Raw genomic sequence first — 21906 nt, forward strand, 5'->3', positions numbered from 1 at the left:
ATTCGACGGGTTTAAGAAGGACATACTAACTAAAGTGAAAGAGGTGCTGCGTAAGTGAATATAAAAAAAGCTAAATCTAGACAAGAAGAATTTGAGTTTATTCAATATGTCGATACCGAAATCGGTGAAAAAATAAAAAAATGGGCTAATAACAAAGCACGTTTTTCTATAGCGTTTGTTGATTGGGAGTATCAATTAGAATTTTTTAACAATGGTTGGACAGAAGTTGCTAAACTTGGTGACTATGTAATAAAAGGTCACGATAGTAACTTTTATGCATTAAATGAGATGACGTTCAAGCTATTGTTCGATGTGATGGAGGAGGATTAAATGAAACGTATTTTAGACGCTTGTTGTGGTAGTCGAATGTTTTGGTTTGATAAGAATAACCGAAACACAGTTTTTATGGATAACCGTCAACTACAAACGAATTTGTGTGACGGTCGAAAATTAGAAGTTAATCCTGACATAGTGGCCGACTTTAGAAATATGCCATTTGATGATGAAAGTTTTTATATGGTCGTGTTTGATCCACCGCATTTGATAAGGGGTGGCGATAAAAGTTGGTTAGTACAAAAATATGGTCGGCTTAATGAAACGTGGCCAGAAGATTTAAAACAAGGTTTTGAAGAGTGCATGCGTGTTTTGAAAACGAACGGGACATTAATTTTTAAATGGAACGAAGAACAAATAAAATTGTCAGAAGTTTTAAAGTGTTTCAGTCAAAAGCCGCTGTTAGGTAACAAACGAAGTAAGACACATTGGTTAGTTTTTATGAAAGGAGCAGACGAATGACTCAATACTTAATTACTACATTTACAGACTCAACAGGTCAAACATTCACAGAAGCAACTAAAGCGCGTGAGAATCAAACGTTTAGTGTTGTGTTAGCAGAAAGTAAAGAGGAAGCGCTGGAGATATACACGAACGATAAAGGGTGGCAAGATTTTATAAAGACGCTTAAGGAGGAAACAGAATGGGATTAGCTGAATTATTAACAATTGTATTTGTCGTTTTAAAACTAACTGGGGTTATTGATTGGTCGTGGTGGTTAGTACTTCTGCCTGAGATTATAGCAATCTTGATTTATACTGTATTGTTTATTATCACCGTTGTCTATGCAAGAATGCAGAACAAAATATTCATGAGTAAATACGAACGCGCAGCTAAACGAACACGTAATAAACATGAAGAATATTTAAAGCGACGTCAAAAATGGTTTGAGAATCATAAATTAGATAGAGGTGAAAAGAAATGAAATACATCATCACAACAGCAATGATTTTATATATCGCATATCAATACTACATCAAACGTACTGCTAACGATGAGGTAGACGCATTTAATGAATATGATCATACACATTTAAATAATATACGTGCAGAGGTGAGTGGGTAATGGACATTGCTGCGTTAAGAAATCAAACAGAAAAAAATAAAGAGGAAATATTTCAACGTTCTAAAGATTACTGTATTTGTGTAATAAACAGTGCAATACATGAGGCAGTCGAGAAAGGTAAGTATTCAGCTCAAATAAGAATTAGTACATTAAAGTATGGAATGCCTGTGGTTATGAATAATTTTTATTATAACGTTACACGTGATGTTATAAACGCAATAGGTAAACAATATACCGCACTGGGTTTTAACGTTGAGTTCAGTAGTACATTTGGAATGACTATAGATTGGAGTGAACAAAATTAATGTGGATTATAACAACGATCATCTTAGCACTGATTGCGTTAATTCTATTAGCTGAAAACAGTGCGCTAAAAACCAAAAATGAAAGTCTTAAATACGCCATTCTTTATTTACAGACTAAGTTTAAAGATGATATTGATTATGAAGAACTAAAGCGAATTACTGATCAATATAAATAAGGTAGTTATTAGAAAGTATTAAAGAAAGGGGACCATCATGTTAGACAAAGTCACACAACCTAAAAAAATTAAATATGATCGTGATATTCAGTATGCCTTTGCTAGCAGTCGTTTAGCTACGAACTGGACAAATCACAATATGGCTTGGTCTGACTTTATGCAAAAGCTTTCTTCAACCGTAAGAACAAAAGAGAGCCTACTCGATTACAACAAAATGTCTAAATCCGAACAAGCTAATGTGAAAGACGTTGGTGGGTTCGTTGGGGGCTATCTAAAAGAAGGCAAGCGCAGAGCGGGGCAAGTGATGAACCGCTCCATGCTAACGCTTGACATTGACTATGCTGCGCAAGATATGGTCGACATGTTATCAATGTTTTATGATTTTGCATATTGTGTCTATTCAACGCACAAGCATAGAGATGTCAGCCCTAGATTAAGATTAGTTGTTCCTCTTAAACGCAATGTCAATTCGGACGAATATGAGGCGGTTGGGCGTAAAGTTGCTGATATGGTAGGTATGGACTATTTTGATGATACGACATACCAACCTCATCGGCTAATGTACTGGCCATCTACAAGTAATGATGCAGAATTCTTCTTTGCTTATGAGGACTTACCTTTATTAGATCCCGATAAAGTTTTAGATGAATATGTAAATTGGACAGATACCCTCGAGTGGCCGACGTCGTCGAGAGAAGAAAGCAAAACAAGACATTTAGCAGACAAACAAGGAAACCCAGAAGAAAAACCTGGTATTGTTGGTGCATTTTGTCGCGCGTATTCAATAGAAGAAGCAATTGATACCTTTATACCTGAATTGTATGACCACCATAGCAGCAACCGTTACACGTACCATGAAGGCTCAACATCAGGTGGGCTTGTATTATATGAGAATGGCAAATTTGCCTATTCACATCACAATACTGACCCCGTGAGTGGGCTATTGGTGAATAGCTTTGACTTAATACGGATTCACTTATATGGTGCGCAAGATGAGGACCTAAAAGCCGATACGCCGATTAACAGGATGCCAAGTTTTAAGGCAATGCAGACCAAAGCCCAAAATGACGAGCGCGTTAAAAAGCAATTGATTAACGACAAGATTTCAAGTGCAGTAGATGATTTTGACGAGATTAATACAGGCGATGATGACAGTTGGGACGAAACTCTTGAGATCACTTCAAAAGGTACATTCAAAGCGAGTATACCTAATATAGAAATTATTTTGCGCAATGATTCTAACTTAAAAGGTAAAATCGCATTTAATGAATTTACCAAACAGATTGAATGTCTAGGTAAAACTCCATGGAACAAAGACTTCAAGACAAGACAATGGCAAGATGGCGATGATAGCGCGTTACGTAGCTACATTGAAAAGATTTATGAGATACACCATTCTGGTAAAACAAAAGATGCCATTATAAGTGTGGCGCTTCAAAATGCCTATCACCCAGTTAGGGACTATCTTAACAATTTAGAGTGGGACAAAAAGCCAAGATTAGAAACGCTATTCATTAAATATTTAGGCGTTGAAGATTCAAAAGTGAATCGCACAATTACACGTAAATCATTAACGGCTGGCGTTGCTAGAGTGATGGAACCTGGTTGCAAATTCGACTATATGCTTACGTTATATGGCCCTCAAGGCGTCGGTAAATCGGCAATTCTTAAAAAACTAGGTGGCGCGTGGTTTTCAGATAGTTTAGTTTCGGTGACTGGAAAAGAAGCTTATGAAGCATTACAAGGGGTTTGGATTATGGAAATGGCCGAACTTGCAGCAACACGTAAAGCAGAGGTTGAAGCGATTAAGCACTTTATATCAAAACAAATTGACCGCTTCCGTGTCGCGTACGGACATTACATTGAAGATTTTCCACGCCAATGTATTTTTATCGGTACAACAAACAAAGTTGATTTCTTAAGAGATGAAACGGGAGGTCGTCGTTTTTGGCCTATGACTGTTAATCCTGACAAAGTGGAAGTTAAGTGGTCTAAGTTGACTAAAGACGAAATCAATCAAATTTGGGCTGAAGCAAAGCACTATTACGAACAAGGTGAAGAACTTTATCTTGATCCTGAACTTGAAGAAGAAATGCGTTCAATACAAAGTAAACATACAGAAGAATCTCCATACTTGGGTATTATTGAAGAATTTTTAAATACGCCTATACCTAGCAACTGGAATGAAATGTCTATTTCTGAACGACGGGACTTTTATAAGTTTGGTGATGACTCAATCAGTGAGCAGAGCAGCAAATTGGTTCAAAGGGATAGAGTGTGTGCTTTAGAAATTTTTGTCGAATGCTTTGGAAAAGATAAAGGCGACGGCAGGGGTTCTATGGAACTTAAAAAAATAACAAATGCTTTAAGACAGTTAAATGATTGGGAAGTTTATGACGGCAATAAAGAAGGCAAATTAAGATTCGGAAAGGACTACGGATTGCAGAAAGCTTATGTTAGGCAAGATGATTTTGACAACTTAATATAAGTTAAAATGAATTTTTATGCAATTTAAGGTGTTACTCTACTGTTACTGGAAGTGTTACTTCAATTTTTTAAAAGTAACAGCAAAATGGTAATAATACACTTAGGTGTTACTAGTGTTACTTTACTGGATATCTAAAAGTAACACCTCTAGTAACACCTCTATGCCTTGAGGCTCTAAGAGGCAACCTTTACTGTTACCAGTGTTACTTTAAATTTACTAAATAGATTAAAAAGTAATGTTAGGGAGTAATAGTAGTAGAGCTTCACCCCTAATAGCAAATAAGTATAGAAAAAGAGTTTTTGAAGTAACACGAGTAACACCACTACGAATTATGTATACATTATGCAGGTGAGCTAAATGAGAGAATCAAACATTGAAAAGTATTTAGTAAGAGAAGTTAAAAAGCAAAACGGCTTGTGCTTAAAATGGGTTGCACCTGGTACAAGAGGTGTTCCTGATAGAATCGTCATCATGCCAAAAGGAAAAACCTATTATGTTGAGATGAAACAACCTAAAGGACGAACAGATCCGTTACAAAAATATATGCACAAGCAATTAGAAGATAGAGGGCATCAAGTATTCATCTTATGGGATAAAAAACAAGTTGATGCGTTTATAAAAAAAGTAGGTGGTAAATGTGGCGATTGAGTTTAAGCCCCATATCTACCAAAAACATTCGATTGATAAATTAATTGATAATGAAAAATATGGTTTGTTTTTGGACATGGGTTTAGGTAAAACGGTATCAACACTTACGGCATTTAGTGATTTACAGTTACTTGATACAAATAAGATGTTAGTCATAGCACCTTTAAATGTAGCTAAAGACACGTGGGCGGATGAGATAAATAAGTGGGAGCACTTAAAGCATTTACGTGTATCTAAAGTATTAGGCACACCCAAGCAAAGGTTAGCAGCACTGAGTAAAGAGGCTGACATCTATATCACAAATAAAGAGAATACAAAATGGTTGTGTGATCAATATAAAAAAGAATGGCCCTTCGATATGGTGGTGATTGATGAGTTATCAACGTTTAAAAATCCATCAAGTCAAAGGTTTAAAGCAATTAGGAAGAAGCAACCTTTAATAAAAAGGTTTGTTGGTTTAACTGGTACACCTAGCCCGAACAGCTTACTGGATTTGTGGGCACAGGTCTATTTGATTGATAGGGGTGAACGTTTAGAAACGTCCTTTAGTCGATACCGAGAAAAATTTTTTAGACCTACACATCAAGTCAGTGACCACGTTTTTAATTGGGAGCTTAGAGACGGAGCAGAAGAAAAGATATATGAGTTGATAGAGGATGTATGTTTGAGTATGAAGGCCAGTGACTATTTAGATATGCCCGAAAGAATAGATGCCGTTCAATCCGTTAACTTATCCAGTAAAGAACGTAAGTTGTATGATGAGCTTGAAAAACATTACATCCTAGACTCAGAAGAAGATGGAACCATAGTAGCGCAAAGTGGTGCTTCATTAAGTCAAAAGCTTTTACAGTTATCTAATGGTGCCGTTTATACAGATGACGAAAGCGTCAGACACATACATGATAAAAAATTAGATAAACTTGAGGAGATTGTTGAAGAATCACAAGGACAGCCTATTCTTTTATTCTACAACTTTAAGCATGATAAAGAGCGTATACTCGAAAGGTTTGATGACGTACTTACATTAGATGATGACGGCTATAAAGATAAATGGAATGCGGGCAAAGTTAAAATCTTATTAGCGCATCCGGCGAGTGCAGGTCACGGATTAAACTTACAACAAGGTGGGCACATCATTGTATGGTTTGGTCTAACGTGGTCCTTAGAATTATATCAACAAGCAAACGCTAGGCTTTATAGACAAGGACAACAACATACAACGATTATTCATCATATTATGACAGATAACACCATAGAGCAAAGAGTCTATAAAGCACTTCAGAATAAGGAGCTCACACAAGATGAATTGATGAAAGCTGTTAAAGCGAGAATAGAAAAATATAAATAGTGGAGGTTGTTTGATGTATACGCCATCTGAAGTAAAGCAAATAATATTAGATTATCATTGGATGAGAAGATTAATAGATCATCGAGTGTATGAATATGATAGTACCTCAACTGGGCAATATGGTATAGAGTCAGCCATGCCTAAAGCTAAAGGCGCAACTGGCGATAAGGTACTCGTTCGTGTGATACAGAACGATAGGGACAGACGAAAGACACAAGAGCTTATTGACAAGGTGACGTTTATAGATGAGCACGAGCATCTAATATCGAACGACAAGAACTATCATATCTTGCAACTACTTAAACAAGGTGAGAGTATCGCAAGAATAGAAGTATTAATGTTGATAAGTAGAAGGAACATATACAATCGATTAAGCGATATTGTTAGTGTATACCTGAATGTTCAATAGTACACAGATTGCACAAAATGCACAGATTGCACAAAATGCACACAATTATGTTTGTTGAAGATTATTTTATATACTTGAGTTACAACGATAAATAAAGGCGTTCAAACATACTATATTATACTAGGCACATCACGTTGTGGTGTGTCTTTTTTTGATGGAGCGATTAATATTCAATGGATCGAATAGATTATAGAGATGTTAACGATAGAAAAAGATTCTACAAAACATCAGAATGGAAAGGATTAAGGAAGCAAAGATTAATCAAAGATAACTATGAATGTCAGTGGTGCAAAAACAAGGGTAAAGTTGTTACTAACAATGACGCACGCCTTATTGTGCATCATAAGCAAGAAGTTAAAGACAGACCTGATTTAGCTTTAGACATTGATAACTTAGTTACAGTTTGTTTTGAATGTCATGAAAAACATCATGACAGAAATATTTACAAAAGAAATAAAACAAAATGGAAAGATGAATGGTGGTAAATCACACCCCCCACCTAAAAGTTTTTAATTATATTTTATTCTTGGGGAACGGGGCGGGGACTCTTCTCTCCACATTCATTGTAAAAAATTCACATACGACCCCCTAGAAGAAAGAAGGTGACTAAAATGGAAAGAAATCAAGAAGAAATTAAACAACATGAAGCAAGAGTAGAAAAAGAAAAGAAGCGACTCGATAAAATATTCAAATCAATTCCAGAAGATAAAAAGCGCGTTGCGCAAGGGTTAATTGTTCAAGCTGCAAGAATGCGTGTTTTATTAGACGATGCGTGGTTAGATATTCAAGAAAAAGGCGATTACGAATTATTCACCCAATCTGAAAACACGCCAGCATACGAACGAGAACGCCCGATAGCCAAATTGTTTAATTCACGTGATGCAGCTTATCAAAAAATCATGATGCAATTGTCAAAACTTCTTCCTGACGAAATAGAGGTAGTAGTTGATAAAGAAACTGGCAATTTAAGGAGTTTGTTAAATGAAAATAAATAAACATGTTAAATGGTATATCGACAAATATAAGCACGGTGAGATTAAACTTAATAGTGACAGAATAAAACTGATTGATCATTTAGAAACTAATGTTTTGTGTAGAGATGGATTGTATTTTGATAACGATCAAATCGAATTATGTATTGCTTTCATCGAACGATTCTATTTCAAGTTACAACCTTTTCAAAAATTCTTAATAGCGTTTGTCTTTTTATTCGATGAAGAAGATGAACTTTATTTTGAACAATTTTTCTGGTTGGTTGCTCGTGGCGCAGGTAAAAATGGTTTAATCAGTGGATTATCAACATATTTTATTAGCGAACTGCATGGTATCGATAATTATGATGGTACTGTTGTTGCGAACACAGAGAAACAAGCTAAGACGTCTTTTGAAGAAATGCATAGAATGATTATCAAGCATGGTTTATACGAAGGTAATATAAATGATGTAGAAGGTGAAGGAGTATTTGACCTTACTAAACAACGTATAACTTCGACTCAAACACAAAGTAAGTTCGAATTCGCAACGAGTAATGCAGGCAGTAAAGATGGTGGCCGTGAAGGGTTTATCATTTATGATGAAGTTCACAGGTACGAAAACAACGATATTGTAGACGTGTTTTCTAGTGGTTTAGGTAAAGTTAAACACCCTAGAGAGTTTTTTATAGGCACGGATGGATTTGTTCGTGAAGGTTTCCTAGATAAGATGAAAGAACGCTCTAAGGAGATATTAGAAGGACGCGCGACTGATGACCGTCTATTTCCTTTCATTTGCCGATTAGACAAACGGGAAGAAAAAGACGACCCTAGCACATGGTCAAAAGCAAATCCGATGTTTGAAGAGCCTATGAGCGATTATGGTAAGCGTCTTTATCGTAAAGTTTTAAACCAATACAAGGATTTGAAACACAGTCCTAGCGGTTACGAAAATTTTATGACTAAGCGTATGAATCTGCCGGAAGAAGATTCCAGTAAGATTGTCGCTTCTCGTGATGATGTGCTTGCTACGAAACGCGATATACCACCACTAAAAAATAAAACAGCTATCGGTGGCGTGGATTACGCAAGTATTAAAGACTTTGCAGCTGTAGGTTTGTTGTTTAAACAAGGTGATAACGTTGTTTGGCTCTCTCACTCATTTGCGCGTAAAGAGTATTTGGACCAAGCGCAGTTAAAGCCTCCTATCAAAGAATGGGAGAGACAGGGGCATTTGACAATTGTAGATGAACCGTCAATTAATCCTGCGCATATAGTGGGTTGGTTTATACAAATGCGTGAGAAGTACGCTATTCAAAAAGTGGTAGCCGATAATTTCCGAATGGATTTAATGCGCCCGCTATTTGAAGAAGCTGGATTTGAAATTGAAGTTTTAAGGAATCCAAGAGGTGTACACAGTAAGCTAGCACCTCGCATAGAAACGTTATTTGCAAATCATAGAATTATATTCGGAGATAATCCTTTAATGCGTTGGTATACAAATAATGTTGCGGTTCAAGTTAAAAAAGATGGTAATAAAGAATTCGTTAAGAAAGATGAGCATAGACGAAAAACGGACGGATTTCATGCATTCTTACACGCATTATATAGTGTAGACGAGTTGCAAGAAATAGATTTAGATAAAGCATTCGACTTGTTAGATCAACTTAATTTTTAGTGACAAAGGAGGTGGTTAATTGGGATTTTTAGATTCAGTTTTCAAGCGTAATTTGGAATTAAGAGACATGCTTGATTTAGATTTAGCTAATGACCCATCAAATCGAGCATATTTGAAGCGAATGGCAATTGAAACCGTAATTAATTTTATTTCACGCACGTTCAGCCAATCCGAATTCTGGGTTAAAGATGGACAGGAATTAAAAAAGGACAGACTTTACTACAAATTAAACGTAAGGCCAAACACAGATTCAAGCGCTACTGATTTTTGGCACAAGGTTATTTATAAACTTGTGTATGACAATGAAGTGTTAATCATAAAAAATGATTCAGATGATTTGTTAATCGCTGACGATTTCTACAGAGAAGAATTCGCGGTTTATGAAGATGTGTTTAAAGATGTTGTAGTTAAAAATTTCAAATTTGAACGATCATTTAAGATGAATGAAGTCATCTATTTAAACTATAACAACGATAAGTTGCAACGTTTTGTAGAAAGCTTATTTGCGGATTATGGTGAATTATTTGGGCGTATGATGGATACACAGCTTAGAAAAAATCAGATTAGAGGTATAGTGAGTGTTGATTCTGGCGCTGGTAATATCGATAGTAAAAAAATGGCAAAGTTGCAGAAATATATCGATAAAATTTATAGTCAATTCAAAAATAATGGTGTTGCGCTCGTCCCTCAAGTTCCCGGTTTCGATTATAAAGAGTTATCGAAAGACAGTACTAGCGGAACTGATAATGGAGGGGAAAATCTACAAAAAGTAAAGCGCATGATTATTGATGATGTTGCTAAGATTATAGGTGTTCCATCAAATTTGATACATGGAGATGTCGCAGATTTAAGTAATGCCATGACTGCATATATAGATTTTTGTATCAATCCTTTAATCGCAAAGATTGAAGATGAGTTAAACAGTAAATTTTTTACTGAAGATGAATTTATAAGTGGTAAATGTATTAAGGTTGTCGGTATTAACACAGTGGATCCAATTAAAAATGCTGAAAAAGTAGATAAACTAATTTCATCAAGCGCAGCTAAACAAAACGAAGTGCGTGAAATGCTCGGTCTTGCACCTGTTGACGGTGGAGACCGTTTTATTTTGACTAAAAACTATCAAACTGAAGATGAATTGAAAGGGGGTGAGAATGAAAATGAAGACGAAACAAGAGCTAATGAAAGCAACGTCTAAATATGCTTTTAAAAATGAAGTGAAAGACGATAAGGTCGTTCTCACTCTTAGTGGTCCTGTTGCACAATCCTCAATTTTTGCAGATGAAACCATTAACAGCCATGATATTGCAGAAGCTTTGGACGGTGTCGATAAAGACATTTTAATTCGCTTAAACAGCCCAGGTGGTGATGCTTTTCAAGGGATTGAAATTTATAACTATTTAAAGAATCATTCATCACATATTACAGTTGAAGTGACTGCATTAGCTGCAAGCGCTGCTTCTATCATTGCAATGGGTGCTGATGAACTTGTCATGAGCAAGGGTGCTTCATTAATGATTCATGAGGCTGCGACAATTGCAATCGGTAATAAAGCGGATGTTAAAAAGACATTAAATGCTTTAGAAACAGTGGATGCATCGATTGTAGAGGTTTACAAAGATAAAACGGGACTTGATGACAAAGAAATCGAGCAACTTATGACTGATGAAACTTGGTTTACAGCGAAAGATGCTGTTGATAAAGGATTCGCAGATAAGTTGAAAGATACGGTTGAAACACCTAAAGAAACTCAAGATGCTGTGGAAAACAATAGCGAAATGATTGCTATAAAAAATGAAATCGAGGGATTGAAAATTCAATTATCCAATTTCAAAAATATTGAGAATAAATCAAAGAAAAAACGATATTTATAGGAGGAATTTTAAATGGTTGTTAAATTTAAAGACGATATTGAAAACAACGTAGACAAATTGAAAAATGAATATTTTGAGGCAGTACGCAACGATGCTGATCCTGAAACGATTGAGAATAAATATGCAGAATACATGGCTGCTTTCTCGTCTAATTTGCATGACAATATTTTAAAAGATGCGCGCGAAGAGGCTTTAAATGCTAATACAGACGAACAAGTATTAATGAAGCGTGGTCAAAACGTATTAACATCTGAAGAAAAACGATTTTTCACAAATTTAGTTGAAGATGATGCTAATTTAGACACTTATAAGGAAGAAATCATCTTACCTGAGACAACTGTTTCTAGAGTGTTTGAAGATATGCAAAGTGAACGTCCTTTGTTATCTAAAATTAATTTCCAAATCGCAGGTATTAAAACGCGTATTATTGCAGGTGATCCTGATGGTGCCGCGATGTGGGGTGAGATTTTCGGTAAAATTCAAGGACAAATTCAAGCTAATTTCCGTGAATACACATTCTCTCAAAACAAACTAACAGCGTTTGCGATTGTACCTAAAGATTTATTAGACTTTGGTCCAGAATGGGTAGAGCGTTATGTTCGCCTACAATTAGCAGAAGCTATGGGAGCTAAATTAGAAGAAGGTATTGTAAAAGGTAATGGTCCAGTACAGAACCAACCCGTTGGATTAATTAAAGATATGGTAAAAGATGACAGCGGTAATATTACTTCTGTTAAAGATAAAACAGAAAAAGGAAAACTTACATTTGCTGATGCTAAAACGACGGTGACTGAATTATCAAATCTTATGAATTCGCTATCTGTTAAAGAAGATGGTAAGCGTATTAACATTTCAGGAAAGGTGTCATTACTTGTTAACCCTGACCAATTATTTGCAATTCAAGCTAAATACACGATTCAAAATGCTAATGGTCAATGGGTTACTTCATTACCTTTTAACTTAGATATTTTACCATCTGAATTTGTTGAAAAAGGAAAAATTATTGCCTTTGTTCCGTCACGTTATTACGCAATGTATAAAGGTGCTACACAAATTCGCGAATACGGCGAAGTATTGGCTCTTGAAGATGCTAATGTTTACATTGCAAAACAATATGCGCATGGTATGCCAGATGATAATAAAGTAGCTGAGGTTTATTCTTTTAGTGATGTTGTAGTAGCTGAATCAGACGAATCAGATTTAAGCGCATAATTGAAAGAGGTGGTTAGATGATCACTCAAAAGCATGTTAAAGAGATGAAGCAACGATTAAAAATATTTCATACGTTCGAAGATGAGCACATACAATCATTACTTGAACAATCCTGTGAGGATATTAAATATCGTTGTCAAGAATTTGATATGGATAAGAATAAACGTGGTGCCGAACTTGTTTATGAGCGTACAAGATATGCTTATAACGACAGTTTAGAGTTTTTCCACGAAAACTTTCTAGGACAAATCACCTCTTTCGCGTTAGAAAACATGAAGGAGACTGATTATGAACAAGAATTATAGACCACCTAAAATAAGTAATGGGGACTTGAGAGTTCCTGTTACTTTTTTTCGTATGATTGAAAATGATGGACCATTTCCAGGAAGTAAAAAGAAAGAAGAAGTGTTCGCTACCCTTTGTGAAGTGTACGAAAGTTCAACAAAGGATTTAGAAAAGACAAGCGGCATCACTGGTATCCATAAAATCACTATTAATTTTAGAAATCCACATGCCGATTATCATATCAATCATTCAGATACGTTCGAACTGATTCATGGATTGTATGAAAATTCGACATTTAAAATAATCGACTTTGCGCCTAATTCAAGTAATAAAGAAATGATTAAGGTAGTAGGTGTAGCAAATGCCAATTAAATTAAAAGGTATGAAAGAGTTGGAACGTGAACTTGAAAATAGATATGGTAAAGCGAAAATGAAGCGTATAGTAGATGAAGCTTTAGTTGCTGGTGGTCTTGTAATCGTGCAAAAAATCAAAAGTAACTTTGAAAGCTTTAAAGACACAGGAGCTAGTAAAGCTGAAGTAAAGTTATCTAAACCTTTTACTTTAAATGGTGTTCGAACGATTAAAATACACTGGAAAGGCCCTAAAGAACGTTACAGAATTATTCATTTAAATGAATTTGGCACAATCAAGAACCCTAACCCACGTGGTAAAGGGGCTGTTGAAAGAGCTTTAAGAAGTGGACAAGAAGCTTATTTCCAAGCTATTAAACAAAGGTTAAAAAGGGGTTGATATGATTGAGAGATATTTTAATGGATATTTTTAACGTGCTTATTAAAGATACATTAGTCCAAAAATATGTTGGCAATCGTATTAAGTTTTATGAATACCCCGAACCATCAGATATGACAAAACCTTATATTGTGATGAGTGAAATTGATGACACACTACCTGTAGAATATGCAGACAATGACAATATGGCTTTAAGCTATCTTGTACAAATTGATGTGTTTGTACCTGAATCTGATAAGTATCAAGCGTATTTTGTAAGGAATAAAGTCAGTTATCACATTTCGCGATTAATGAAAGAACAATTGAAAATGGAGAACACATCAAATGCAAAACCGGAATACGACGAAGAATCAAAAATGTACAGGTCCGCTCGAAGATACGAGGGGACCTTTTATCGTACTGAATTAAATTTATAGGAGGAATTAAGAATGGCAAAAAAATACAATTCATTTACAGGTATTACAGGATTTTACTATATGCCTTTAGGGACAGAAGAAGTTTTAGGCGGAAAAGAGCCTGAACGTATTAAATACTTACAAGAAGTACAAGTTTCAAAGGAACAATCTATTGAGAAAGCATACGGGGACAACAGTGTGGCGGAATTAGCAGTGTCTAATGGTACCGTTGAATTAGAGTCTACATTCCACCACTTACCGATTGAAGATAGAGAAGTATTGTTCGGTTTAGATAAATCAAGTGATGGTGTTATTGGTGTGGGTAATAACACGCCACCATATGTTGCGGTTATCTTCGAAAAAACAACAGAAACTGGCGCATCTGAATATGTTGGATTATTAAAAGGTATGTTCACGTTTCCTGAAGTTTCTGGTCAAACAAAAGAAGATGGTGTTGAATTCTCTCAAGATAAATCTACAGCTGAATTCATGCCTGCTGAAGTTGAAGGCTTTGAGAAAGAACAAACTATGCTTCTCGGTCGCGATGAAAAAGGTGTAACTGTCATGCGTGATGCAATTTGGAAAAAAGTTTTTGGTAAAGAACATCCAAATAAGTCAGTTTCCGAAGATTTAGATTCAGATGATCTTAGCGCTTAATCTTTTAGGAGGTAATAGTTAATGACTAAATATGAAGTTTTAAAAACATTTAAAGATTTACAAGATAACGATAAATTGTATGAAAAAGGTAAGACATATCCCCGTCCAGCTAATAAAAAGGTTGACGAGGAACGTATTCTTGAACTTTCTTCAAGTGACAATCGTCAACGTAAACCACTAATCAAAAAGATTGAAGATTAATTTTGAGGGCATTGCGCCCTCTTTTTATTTGCAAATAAAAATTTAAAGGAGTTTTACACATGGCTAAAAAAATCAATTTTATTAAATTAGTAGTATTAGATAGTGAAGGTAATGCAAAAGAAGATAAAAATGGTAATTTCGAGGTTGAGACGCATTTTACACCTAACTTTATCCCATTCCGTAAAATTTATGAAGCGACTGACATTATGGAAGGTACGTCTGAAGACGGTAGCGAACTAACAGAAAAAGAAATGGTTAAACGCATGACTGATTTTGTTGTTGATGTATATAACAATCAATTCACAAGTGACGATTTATTAGATCGTTTACATGCACCTGATGCGGTTGAAGAAATCAAATCACAAGTTCAATTTATCGCTCAAGGTCAGATGGATGAACAAAGAAAAAAGCAATTAGCGAAGATGATTTAAAGAATAAAGTCATCACATGGGCTGAACACAAACGAAATTTAAAAAAAGTAGCATACGACATGATGAAAGAGGGCGGAAAAGATATCAACGATATCTTGGACATGCCCTTTTCTTTTTTTATGGACGTTATTGAGGATGGTAGAAAGCCTGTCAAACAAGTTGATAAGAAAGATAGCATGTTAGATGCATTCACCAATTTATAAGTAAGGAGGTGGAAGAATGGCAGAAAGAATTAAGGGTTTGCAGATTGACCTATCTATGCAAGATATGGGGATTGGTTCAACACTTGCAGGTATTAAGCGCAGTTTTAAACAATTAAATTCTGACTTGAAATTGTCGAGTAACAACTTTAAATATTCCGAGAAGTCTATGACAAGTTATAAAAATAGAATACGAGAACTAGATGCTGCGACGAAACAACAACGTAACAATGTTAAAGAATTGCGCAAGCAATATGAACAAATGGTTAAAGATAAAGGAGCGAATAACGCTGCTGCTGTTAGGTTGCGTACAGAGTACAATAAGCAAGCGGATACATTGAATAGACTTGAGCACGAGTTAGAACAAACTGTAGATGGCTTCAAACGATTTCAAAAAGAAGCGCAAGAAGCAGCTAGAGTATCTAATAGTAGTTTCGGTCGATTGGGACAAAAGTTTACTGATATAGGACCAAAACTTACTAGTGTCGGTGAATCGATGAAAAGTGTTGGTCGTTCAATGTCTATGTATGTGACGGCACCAGTAGTAGCTGGTTTTGGACTAGCGGCTAAGAAAAGCATAGATTTTGATGACTCAATGCGCAAAGTTAAAGCGACGTCAGGGGCAACTGGTAAAGAGTTTAATTTATTAAGAGACAAAGCGCTTGAAATGGGTGCGAAAACTAAGTTTAGTGCATCCGAATCAGCAGAAGCTCTTCAATATATGAGCTTGGCCGGGTGGGATACCAAAGATATGCTTAACGGTATTGATGGTGTCATGCAGTTAGCGGCTGCATCTGGTGAAGATTTAGGACAAGTAAGTGATATTGTTACAGATGGATTGAGTGCATTCGGCTTAAAAGCAAAAGACAGTAGTCATTTTGCTGACGTACTTGCTCAAACAAGTTCCAAAGCAAATACTGACGTATCAGGATTAGGTGAAGCGTTTAAATATGTTGCACCAGTAGCAGGGTCGTTTGGATTTTCTGTGGAGGATACATCAATAGCACTGGGGTTAATGGCTAATTCAGGAGTTAAAGCATCGCAAGCTGGTACGGCTTTAAAATCCATGATGACTAAGTTAGCAAAGCCAACAGGTGAAGCTAAAAAGACGATGGAAAGCTTAGGTATTTCAATTACTGATAGCGAGGGCAAAATGTTGCCTTTCAGGGATATCATGGATCAATTAAGAGGGAGTTTAGGAGGATTATCCAAAGCTCAACAATCTGCCGCTGTTAAAACCTTATTTGGTCAAGAAGCAATGAGTGGTATTTTGCCTATTATTAATGCGTCAGATGAAGATTATCAAAAGTTAACTAAGTCTATTGATAATTCCGCAGGAGCAAGCAAACGTATGTCAGATGAAATGGAAGGTGGCATAGGCGGTTCTATCCGTAAGATGAAGTCAGCCATCGAATCGATGGCGATTAGCATAGGAGACGTTTTAGCGCCGCATATTAGAAGAGCAGCTGATTTTCTCGCCATGCTAGCGGATAAATTCACAAGTATGCCCGGCTGGGTTAAAACAGGCGTTGTAGGGCTTGGCGTATTCGCAGCCTCACTAGGACCATTAATTTTAACAACAGGAATGTTTACAGCTGCATTAGGTAGCATTATGACAACGTTAGGTCCATTGATGACGGGAATCGTTAAAGCTGGTGGTGTAATGAACTTCTTAGGAATCAAAGCACCATTTGCAGCTAAAGGTTTAACTCTTGTCGGTGGAGCATTTAAATTTATGCTCGGACCAGTCGGATTAGCTATTGCGGCAGTTGTAGCAATTGGTACGGCGTTTGTAGTAGCTTATAAAAAATCTGAGACATTTAGAAATATCGTTCACACAGTGATTGATCCAGCCGTGAACGCATTTAAAAATCTTTGGAACACAGCTAAAGAAGTTTTTAACTCTTTAAAAAGTCTTTTATCAGGAAATACATTACCTACAGTTGATTTACTGTCTAAAATTATGCCTAAAGCCACAGCAAATAGAGTTACAGTAAATTTAATGAAAGTTAGACAAACTTTTATAAATGTTTTTAACGCTATATGGAATTTCGGTCGAGAAATAGGTGGAAAAATTGCTTCTTTTTGGAAACAAAACGGCGATGATGTGATTCAAGCATTCGTAAATATCGGCAACTTCTTCAAAGGGTTCTTTATCGAATTGAGAAACTTAATAGGTCCTAATTTAAGAGAGTTAGGTACTTTAGTTAAGACGATATTTACCAATATTATTGTGCCAACAATCCAAATAGCGATGAAAGTTATTTGGGAGGTTATGAAATTCTTATGGCCTCTCATTAAAACACTAATTGTAGATACGTGGAATAACATCAAAAATATCATCAAAGGTGCGCTAGATGTTATCTTAGGTATCGTCAAAATATTTAGCGGAATCTTTACTGGCCAATGGGGTCAAGTGTGGAACGGTGTAAAACAAATATTCAGTGGTGCATTGACTCTAATATGGAATCTTGTTCAATTATGGTTCATTGGTAAAATACTAAAGGTTGTTAAATTGTTCGGAGGCTTCTTTAAAAGTGCAATCAGTACAGCATTTAATGGTGTTAAAAGTGTAATAGCAACTGTGTTGAAGTTTATATGGTCAATTATTAGTTCTATATTTAAACGTATATTATCAATCACAAAATTAATTTTTAACGGGATATGGACATTCATTAAATTTGTATGGAATGGTATTAAAAACGCTATATCGAATGCAGTTAAGTTTATATTTAATGCTGTGAAGCGTTATTTTACAGCAGTTAAAAATACAACTAGCACTATCTTTAATGCAGTTAAAAGTTATATTTCAAAACTTTGGACAGGCATAAAGAATATAGTTTCGAGTATTGTAAGGTCTTTATGGTCTTCCGTTAAAAACACATGGAATACTCTTTATAGTGGAACAAGAGGTATTTTTAACAAAGTAAAATCATGGATTACAAATTTATGGAACTCTATAAAAAGAACAGTGTCAAAAATTGCTTCAAATTTATGGAACTCAATAAAAAGAACTTGGAATTATTTGTGGTCAGGAACTCGAAATATTTTTAATCGAGTGAAAAATAGTATTGTAAATGTTTGGAACTCTATAAAACGTTCTGTAACTGGAATTGTTTCAAGTTTATGGAATGGCGTTCGGCGTATTTTTACTAATATGTCAAACGGTTTACGCGGTATTATAGGGAGAATCAAAGGCCATATTGGTGGAATGGTAAGTAAAATTAAGAGTGGCTTAAATAGCTTAATTAGAGGATTGAACTGGGTAGGTTCAAAATTAAGTTTACCTAAAATTCCTACACTCTCAACTGGTACGGTTCATAACCAACAAATCAATAGAAGTGTTAAGACTACTTCTGATGGACGTATGAAGCAAGATACAATGGCTATAGTAGGAGATAAAGGTCCTGGCAATGGTAAAGGTCGTGATGGTAGACGTGAGCTGATTCAATATCCAAATGGTCGCACAGCTTTAACACCCGCAAAAGACACCCCAACCATCATCCCTAAAGGTGGACGTGTTATAAGCGGTGGCATTCGTCAACAAATGGCAAATTCGGGAACGTTGCCTAAGCTTAATGGAGGAACGTGGTTTAGTAAAGCTGGTAGTTGGATTGGAAGTAAAATGAGAAGTGCCGGCGATTGGTTGAAAGATCGATTGGGCGATGTCCTAGATTTTGTAGGCAAACCTAGTAAATTATTGAATAAACTTCTATCTTCGTTAGGTATTGATTTCGGAAGCTTAACTAAAGGGATGGGTATTGTTGGTCAAATCACGCGTGGCGCTTGGAACAAAATTAAAGATGGCGCTATTAAATGGTTAAAAGGCGGGCTTGATTCAGCCGGTGGAGACATCAAAGGCGGAATTTTAGACCCTCGATTGATTAACTATCATTTTGGTCACACTGCTGCATATACAGCCGCTACAGGTCGCCCGTTCCATGAAGGTGTTGACTTCCCGTTCGTTTATAAAACTATACGCACACCTATGGGCGGTAAAGTAGCTAGACAATCGTTTATGCACGGCGGATATGGTAATTGGGTTAAAGTTATAAGTGGTGCAATGGAAATGATATTCGCCCATTTGAGAGATTTTAGTAAAACACCACCAAGCGGTAAAACTGTTAAGGCAGGAGACGTTATCGGCCTTACTGGTAATACAGGCTTTAGTACAGGACCCCACTTGCATTTTGGTATTAGGAAAAACGGCCGAGATGTTGACCCTGAACCATATTTATGGAGAGCTCAAAGGCAAGGTCGTTTAAAAGTGAGCGGAAAAGGTGGCGGTGGTCTAGGGCGTATTGCTGAAACCGTCAAAACGGCATTAAACCAAACCGGACTTCCTACAACTAAACGATTTGTAGATTTTTGGTCGAAGAAAATTAATGAAAAAGATGGTACGGGCTTATTAGATATAAGTAAATCGACATTCAATGCCTTCAAAGCTAAAGGTCACGACAAATATAATAACACTTTAGACAACTTAATGGCGGGCATGCGATATGCTAAAGTTAATTATGGAAGTAGTTTATTAGATAAGGCTAAGCGCTTCGCTAGTGGAGGATTTATCAAAAATTCAGGTTGGTATAACCTTGCTGAAGGTGGTTATCCTGAATATGTAATCTCCACTGACCCTGCTTTATATAGTGATTCGATGAAGTTACTTGCTTTAGCAGCGCAAGATATTGACAGTGGTAAAACATCAGGTAATAAACGACCTGGTCAGCTACCACGCATAAATTCTAATGATAACACTGAATTGTTATTAAAAATGATCGAGAATCAACAACAACAAATTAATGTACTAATGGAAATTGCACGTAGTAATCAAGTTGTTTCAGAAAAGGACTTTGAACTTGTCGTAGACGATGATTCATTTGAACGTCGTCATAATCGTTATCAAGATAAACGAGAGCGTAGAGAACGGAAGTCAAACATGTATAGAGGTGGTGCATTCGCAACATGACAAATGAAACAATCATTGTAAATAATAAAAAAATAGACTGGCTTATTGTTGAACGAGGGTTTGAGATACCCTCGTTTAATTTTGCCACAGAAACTGAAAAAGTTCCTGGCCGAGCAGGTGGTATTGTGTCGTCTCGTGAATTAAACGGCTATGAATTTGATTTGCCACTGATTGCTAGAAATGATTATTTAGTAGGTCGAAAGAATCATGATGAAATACTTAATGAGCTAACAAAATTTTTTAACTACAACGAACCGGTGAAATTACAACTATCTAAAAAGAATTGGTTTTGGTATGCGTATTTCGATGGCCCTATAGAAGTTGTAAGTATTAATAATGGTTTTGTGCAATTCAAAATACAAGTCGTACTTACTGATCCATACAAATATTCAGCTACAGGTAATAAGAATACAGCTATTTCTGATTCGATTTCAGTTGTAAATGCAGGTACTGCAGATACACCAATAATTGTAGAAGCAAGAGCGTTAAAAGACTCTACTAATTTCATTATTGCTAAAGATGAACGGAATTATTTTATGATTGGGAAATCAGAGGACGCAAACAAAGTCACAAAAGACATCGAACCATTTGTATTCAATGACGAATTTCATACAACTGGTTTAAGTAATTGGAGATATATGCCGAATGATACGTCTTTTGGGAATTTGTTAGATGGCGGCGACGCTATGGGTGGCAAATTCAAGTTATCTAAAGAGAGGGAGAGTATATATCCTGAAAATTGGGGGAATAATACTCAAACAAACTGGCATGGACCTGCAATATATAAATCGCTAACTAAATCAGTTCAAGACTTTAGAATTCGTTTCAAAGTTTCTATTCATCAAGGTTTAGGAATTGGGACAGGTAAAGCGGTCGCATTTTTAGTTGATGAGAACAATCGAACATTGTTTAGTATTACTTATGTGAATACGAGTGCAACGACTAATAATAGTCAAATCCTTGTGTATGCATATAACGAACACAATGAAGCGCGTCGTATATACAAAAGAGATGTACCCCAACAATTAAAGCGTCTTAAAAACATACACGCTTTTATATTTTTAGAGCGTAAAGGTACAAACCTTAAAGTGACTACTTATTTTTATGATATTAATAAAGACCCAGACAGAAAAAAACCCTTGAACAAAGATGAGAGAATTACAGTTGACAGAGGGAATTTGTATCAACGTCCTGCAAGGATTGCACGTTTATATCGTGGTAAAGCAGCTAAATATAGTAAGTATTTATGGCATAGTATCCTTGCATTTAAAATACAAGAATTATTGCCTAAGCAATCTGATGTTACACCAATTGAAATCCGAGAAGGTGATTTAATACAAATTGATATGCATAGAAAGTCTGTAACAATTAATGACGAAGATGCGCTTAGCTTAAAAGATTTTGGTTCAAACTACTTTAATGTAGACACAGGCGTATCAGAACTAGTAGTATATCCATCTGAAACTTTTGATACGACCGTAAAATGGCAAGATAGATACTTATAGAAAGGAGG

Annotated in this window: 27 protein-coding genes; all 27 read left to right on the plus strand. The window is 35.9% G+C overall.

From position 1 onward, the window contains the following. Window positions 1-54: 54 nt before the first annotated feature. Window positions 55-330 (plus strand): hypothetical protein, encoded by a 276-nt coding sequence (locus P3U61_RS02915; RefSeq protein WP_065354066.1) that lies wholly within the window; start codon window positions 55-57, stop codon window positions 328-330. After that, entirely contained in the window at window positions 331-795 is a 465-nt protein-coding gene (locus P3U61_RS02920) for a class I SAM-dependent methyltransferase (RefSeq protein ID WP_275342505.1), read from the plus strand. Continuing rightward, window positions 792-986 carry a DUF1381 domain-containing protein gene (locus P3U61_RS02925; protein WP_065520550.1) on the plus strand — a complete coding sequence of 65 codons (195 nt, stop codon included), beginning with the start codon at window positions 792-794 and terminating at the stop codon, window positions 984-986. The genes P3U61_RS02920 and P3U61_RS02925 overlap by 4 nt, the downstream gene beginning before the upstream one ends. After that, window positions 977-1258 carry a hypothetical protein gene (locus P3U61_RS02930; protein ID WP_015978014.1) on the plus strand — a complete coding sequence of 94 codons (282 nt, stop codon included), beginning with the start codon at window positions 977-979 and terminating at the stop codon, window positions 1256-1258. Before P3U61_RS02925 ends, P3U61_RS02930 begins: the two co-directional genes overlap by 10 nt. Further along, a complete protein-coding gene (locus tag P3U61_RS02935) occupies window positions 1255-1398 on the plus strand; it encodes a hypothetical protein (RefSeq protein WP_202992461.1) in 144 nt (47 codons plus the stop codon). The genes P3U61_RS02930 and P3U61_RS02935 overlap by 4 nt, the downstream gene beginning before the upstream one ends. Then, window positions 1398-1703, plus strand: a complete 306-nt coding sequence (locus P3U61_RS02940; RefSeq protein WP_202992460.1) for a hypothetical protein — start codon at window positions 1398-1400, stop codon at window positions 1701-1703. The genes P3U61_RS02935 and P3U61_RS02940 overlap by 1 nt, the downstream gene beginning before the upstream one ends. After that, window positions 1703-1879 carry a DUF1514 family protein gene (locus P3U61_RS02945; protein WP_100008610.1) on the plus strand — a complete coding sequence of 59 codons (177 nt, stop codon included), beginning with the start codon at window positions 1703-1705 and terminating at the stop codon, window positions 1877-1879. Before P3U61_RS02940 ends, P3U61_RS02945 begins: the two co-directional genes overlap by 1 nt. 37 nt (window positions 1880-1916) lie before the next feature. After that, window positions 1917-4367 (plus strand): virulence-associated E family protein, encoded by a 2451-nt coding sequence (locus P3U61_RS02950; RefSeq protein WP_322214951.1) that lies wholly within the window; start codon window positions 1917-1919, stop codon window positions 4365-4367. A gap of 357 nt (window positions 4368-4724) precedes the next feature. Continuing rightward, window positions 4725-5015 carry a PDDEXK family nuclease gene (locus P3U61_RS02955; RefSeq protein WP_310465892.1) on the plus strand — a complete coding sequence of 97 codons (291 nt, stop codon included), beginning with the start codon at window positions 4725-4727 and terminating at the stop codon, window positions 5013-5015. Beyond that, the gene (locus P3U61_RS02960) at window positions 4996-6363 is read left to right on the plus strand and encodes a DEAD/DEAH box helicase (RefSeq protein ID WP_322214953.1); all 1368 of its coding nucleotides are present in this window, start codon (window positions 4996-4998) and stop codon (window positions 6361-6363) included. The genes P3U61_RS02955 and P3U61_RS02960 overlap by 20 nt, the downstream gene beginning before the upstream one ends. Window positions 6364-6376: 13 nt before the next feature. Then, window positions 6377-6772 (plus strand): hypothetical protein, encoded by a 396-nt coding sequence (locus tag P3U61_RS02965; RefSeq protein ID WP_310465890.1) that lies wholly within the window; start codon window positions 6377-6379, stop codon window positions 6770-6772. Between the two features lie 173 nt (window positions 6773-6945). Further along, window positions 6946-7257: an HNH endonuclease gene (locus P3U61_RS02970; protein ID WP_110158927.1), complete on the plus strand. Its 312-nt coding sequence runs from the start codon at window positions 6946-6948 to the stop codon at window positions 7255-7257. 126 nt (window positions 7258-7383) lie between these two features. Then, window positions 7384-7767 carry a hypothetical protein gene (locus tag P3U61_RS02975; protein WP_270861558.1) on the plus strand — a complete coding sequence of 128 codons (384 nt, stop codon included), beginning with the start codon at window positions 7384-7386 and terminating at the stop codon, window positions 7765-7767. Beyond that, window positions 7754-9421, plus strand: coding sequence for a terminase TerL endonuclease subunit (locus P3U61_RS02980; RefSeq protein ID WP_101485395.1), 1668 nt, complete (start codon window positions 7754-7756; stop codon window positions 9419-9421). Before P3U61_RS02975 ends, P3U61_RS02980 begins: the two co-directional genes overlap by 14 nt. Before the next feature lie 19 nt (window positions 9422-9440). Then, a complete protein-coding gene (locus P3U61_RS02985; protein ID WP_101485396.1) occupies window positions 9441-10619 on the plus strand; it encodes a phage portal protein in 1179 nt (392 codons plus the stop codon). Then, complete coding sequence (locus P3U61_RS02990) at window positions 10582-11295, plus strand: head maturation protease, ClpP-related (RefSeq protein WP_101485398.1); 714 nt, start codon at window positions 10582-10584, stop codon at window positions 11293-11295. Before P3U61_RS02985 ends, P3U61_RS02990 begins: the two co-directional genes overlap by 38 nt. Window positions 11296-11307: 12 nt before the next feature. After that, window positions 11308-12507 carry a phage major capsid protein gene (locus P3U61_RS02995; protein WP_096586310.1) on the plus strand — a complete coding sequence of 400 codons (1200 nt, stop codon included), beginning with the start codon at window positions 11308-11310 and terminating at the stop codon, window positions 12505-12507. A gap of 17 nt (window positions 12508-12524) precedes the next feature. Then, the gene (locus P3U61_RS03000; protein WP_101485386.1) at window positions 12525-12812 is read left to right on the plus strand and encodes a head-tail connector protein; all 288 of its coding nucleotides are present in this window, start codon (window positions 12525-12527) and stop codon (window positions 12810-12812) included. After that, window positions 12796-13164 (plus strand): hypothetical protein, encoded by a 369-nt coding sequence (locus P3U61_RS03005; protein WP_115898112.1) that lies wholly within the window; start codon window positions 12796-12798, stop codon window positions 13162-13164. Before P3U61_RS03000 ends, P3U61_RS03005 begins: the two co-directional genes overlap by 17 nt. Beyond that, window positions 13154-13543, plus strand: coding sequence for an HK97 gp10 family phage protein (locus tag P3U61_RS03010; RefSeq protein ID WP_110158924.1), 390 nt, complete (start codon window positions 13154-13156; stop codon window positions 13541-13543). Before P3U61_RS03005 ends, P3U61_RS03010 begins: the two co-directional genes overlap by 11 nt. Before the next feature lie 5 nt (window positions 13544-13548). Beyond that, window positions 13549-13959: a hypothetical protein gene (locus P3U61_RS03015; protein WP_230493254.1), complete on the plus strand. Its 411-nt coding sequence runs from the start codon at window positions 13549-13551 to the stop codon at window positions 13957-13959. Between the two features lie 12 nt (window positions 13960-13971). Next, entirely contained in the window at window positions 13972-14595 is a 624-nt protein-coding gene (locus P3U61_RS03020; RefSeq protein WP_101485382.1) for a major tail protein, read from the plus strand. A 21-nt stretch (window positions 14596-14616) separates the two neighbouring features. Next, window positions 14617-14796 (plus strand): hypothetical protein, encoded by a 180-nt coding sequence (locus tag P3U61_RS03025; RefSeq protein WP_101485381.1) that lies wholly within the window; start codon window positions 14617-14619, stop codon window positions 14794-14796. Window positions 14797-14855: 59 nt separating this feature from the next. Next, a complete protein-coding gene (gene gpG / locus P3U61_RS03030; protein WP_322214957.1) occupies window positions 14856-15227 on the plus strand; it encodes a phage tail assembly chaperone G in 372 nt (123 codons plus the stop codon). A gap of 59 nt (window positions 15228-15286) precedes the next feature. Then, window positions 15287-15430 (plus strand): phage tail assembly chaperone GT, encoded by a 144-nt coding sequence (gpGT, locus tag P3U61_RS12250; RefSeq protein ID WP_168250651.1) that lies wholly within the window; start codon window positions 15287-15289, stop codon window positions 15428-15430. Window positions 15431-15446: 16 nt separating this feature from the next. Next, window positions 15447-20393: a phage tail tape measure protein gene (locus P3U61_RS03035; protein ID WP_270861560.1), complete on the plus strand. Its 4947-nt coding sequence runs from the start codon at window positions 15447-15449 to the stop codon at window positions 20391-20393. Further along, window positions 20390-21898, plus strand: coding sequence for a phage distal tail protein (locus P3U61_RS03040; RefSeq protein WP_129950954.1), 1509 nt, complete (start codon window positions 20390-20392; stop codon window positions 21896-21898). The genes P3U61_RS03035 and P3U61_RS03040 overlap by 4 nt, the downstream gene beginning before the upstream one ends. The last annotated feature ends 8 nt before the right edge of the window (window positions 21899-21906 follow it).

This window comes from Staphylococcus pseudintermedius, from assembly GCF_034042775.1.
Taxonomy (GTDB): domain Bacteria; phylum Bacillota; class Bacilli; order Staphylococcales; family Staphylococcaceae; genus Staphylococcus; species Staphylococcus pseudintermedius.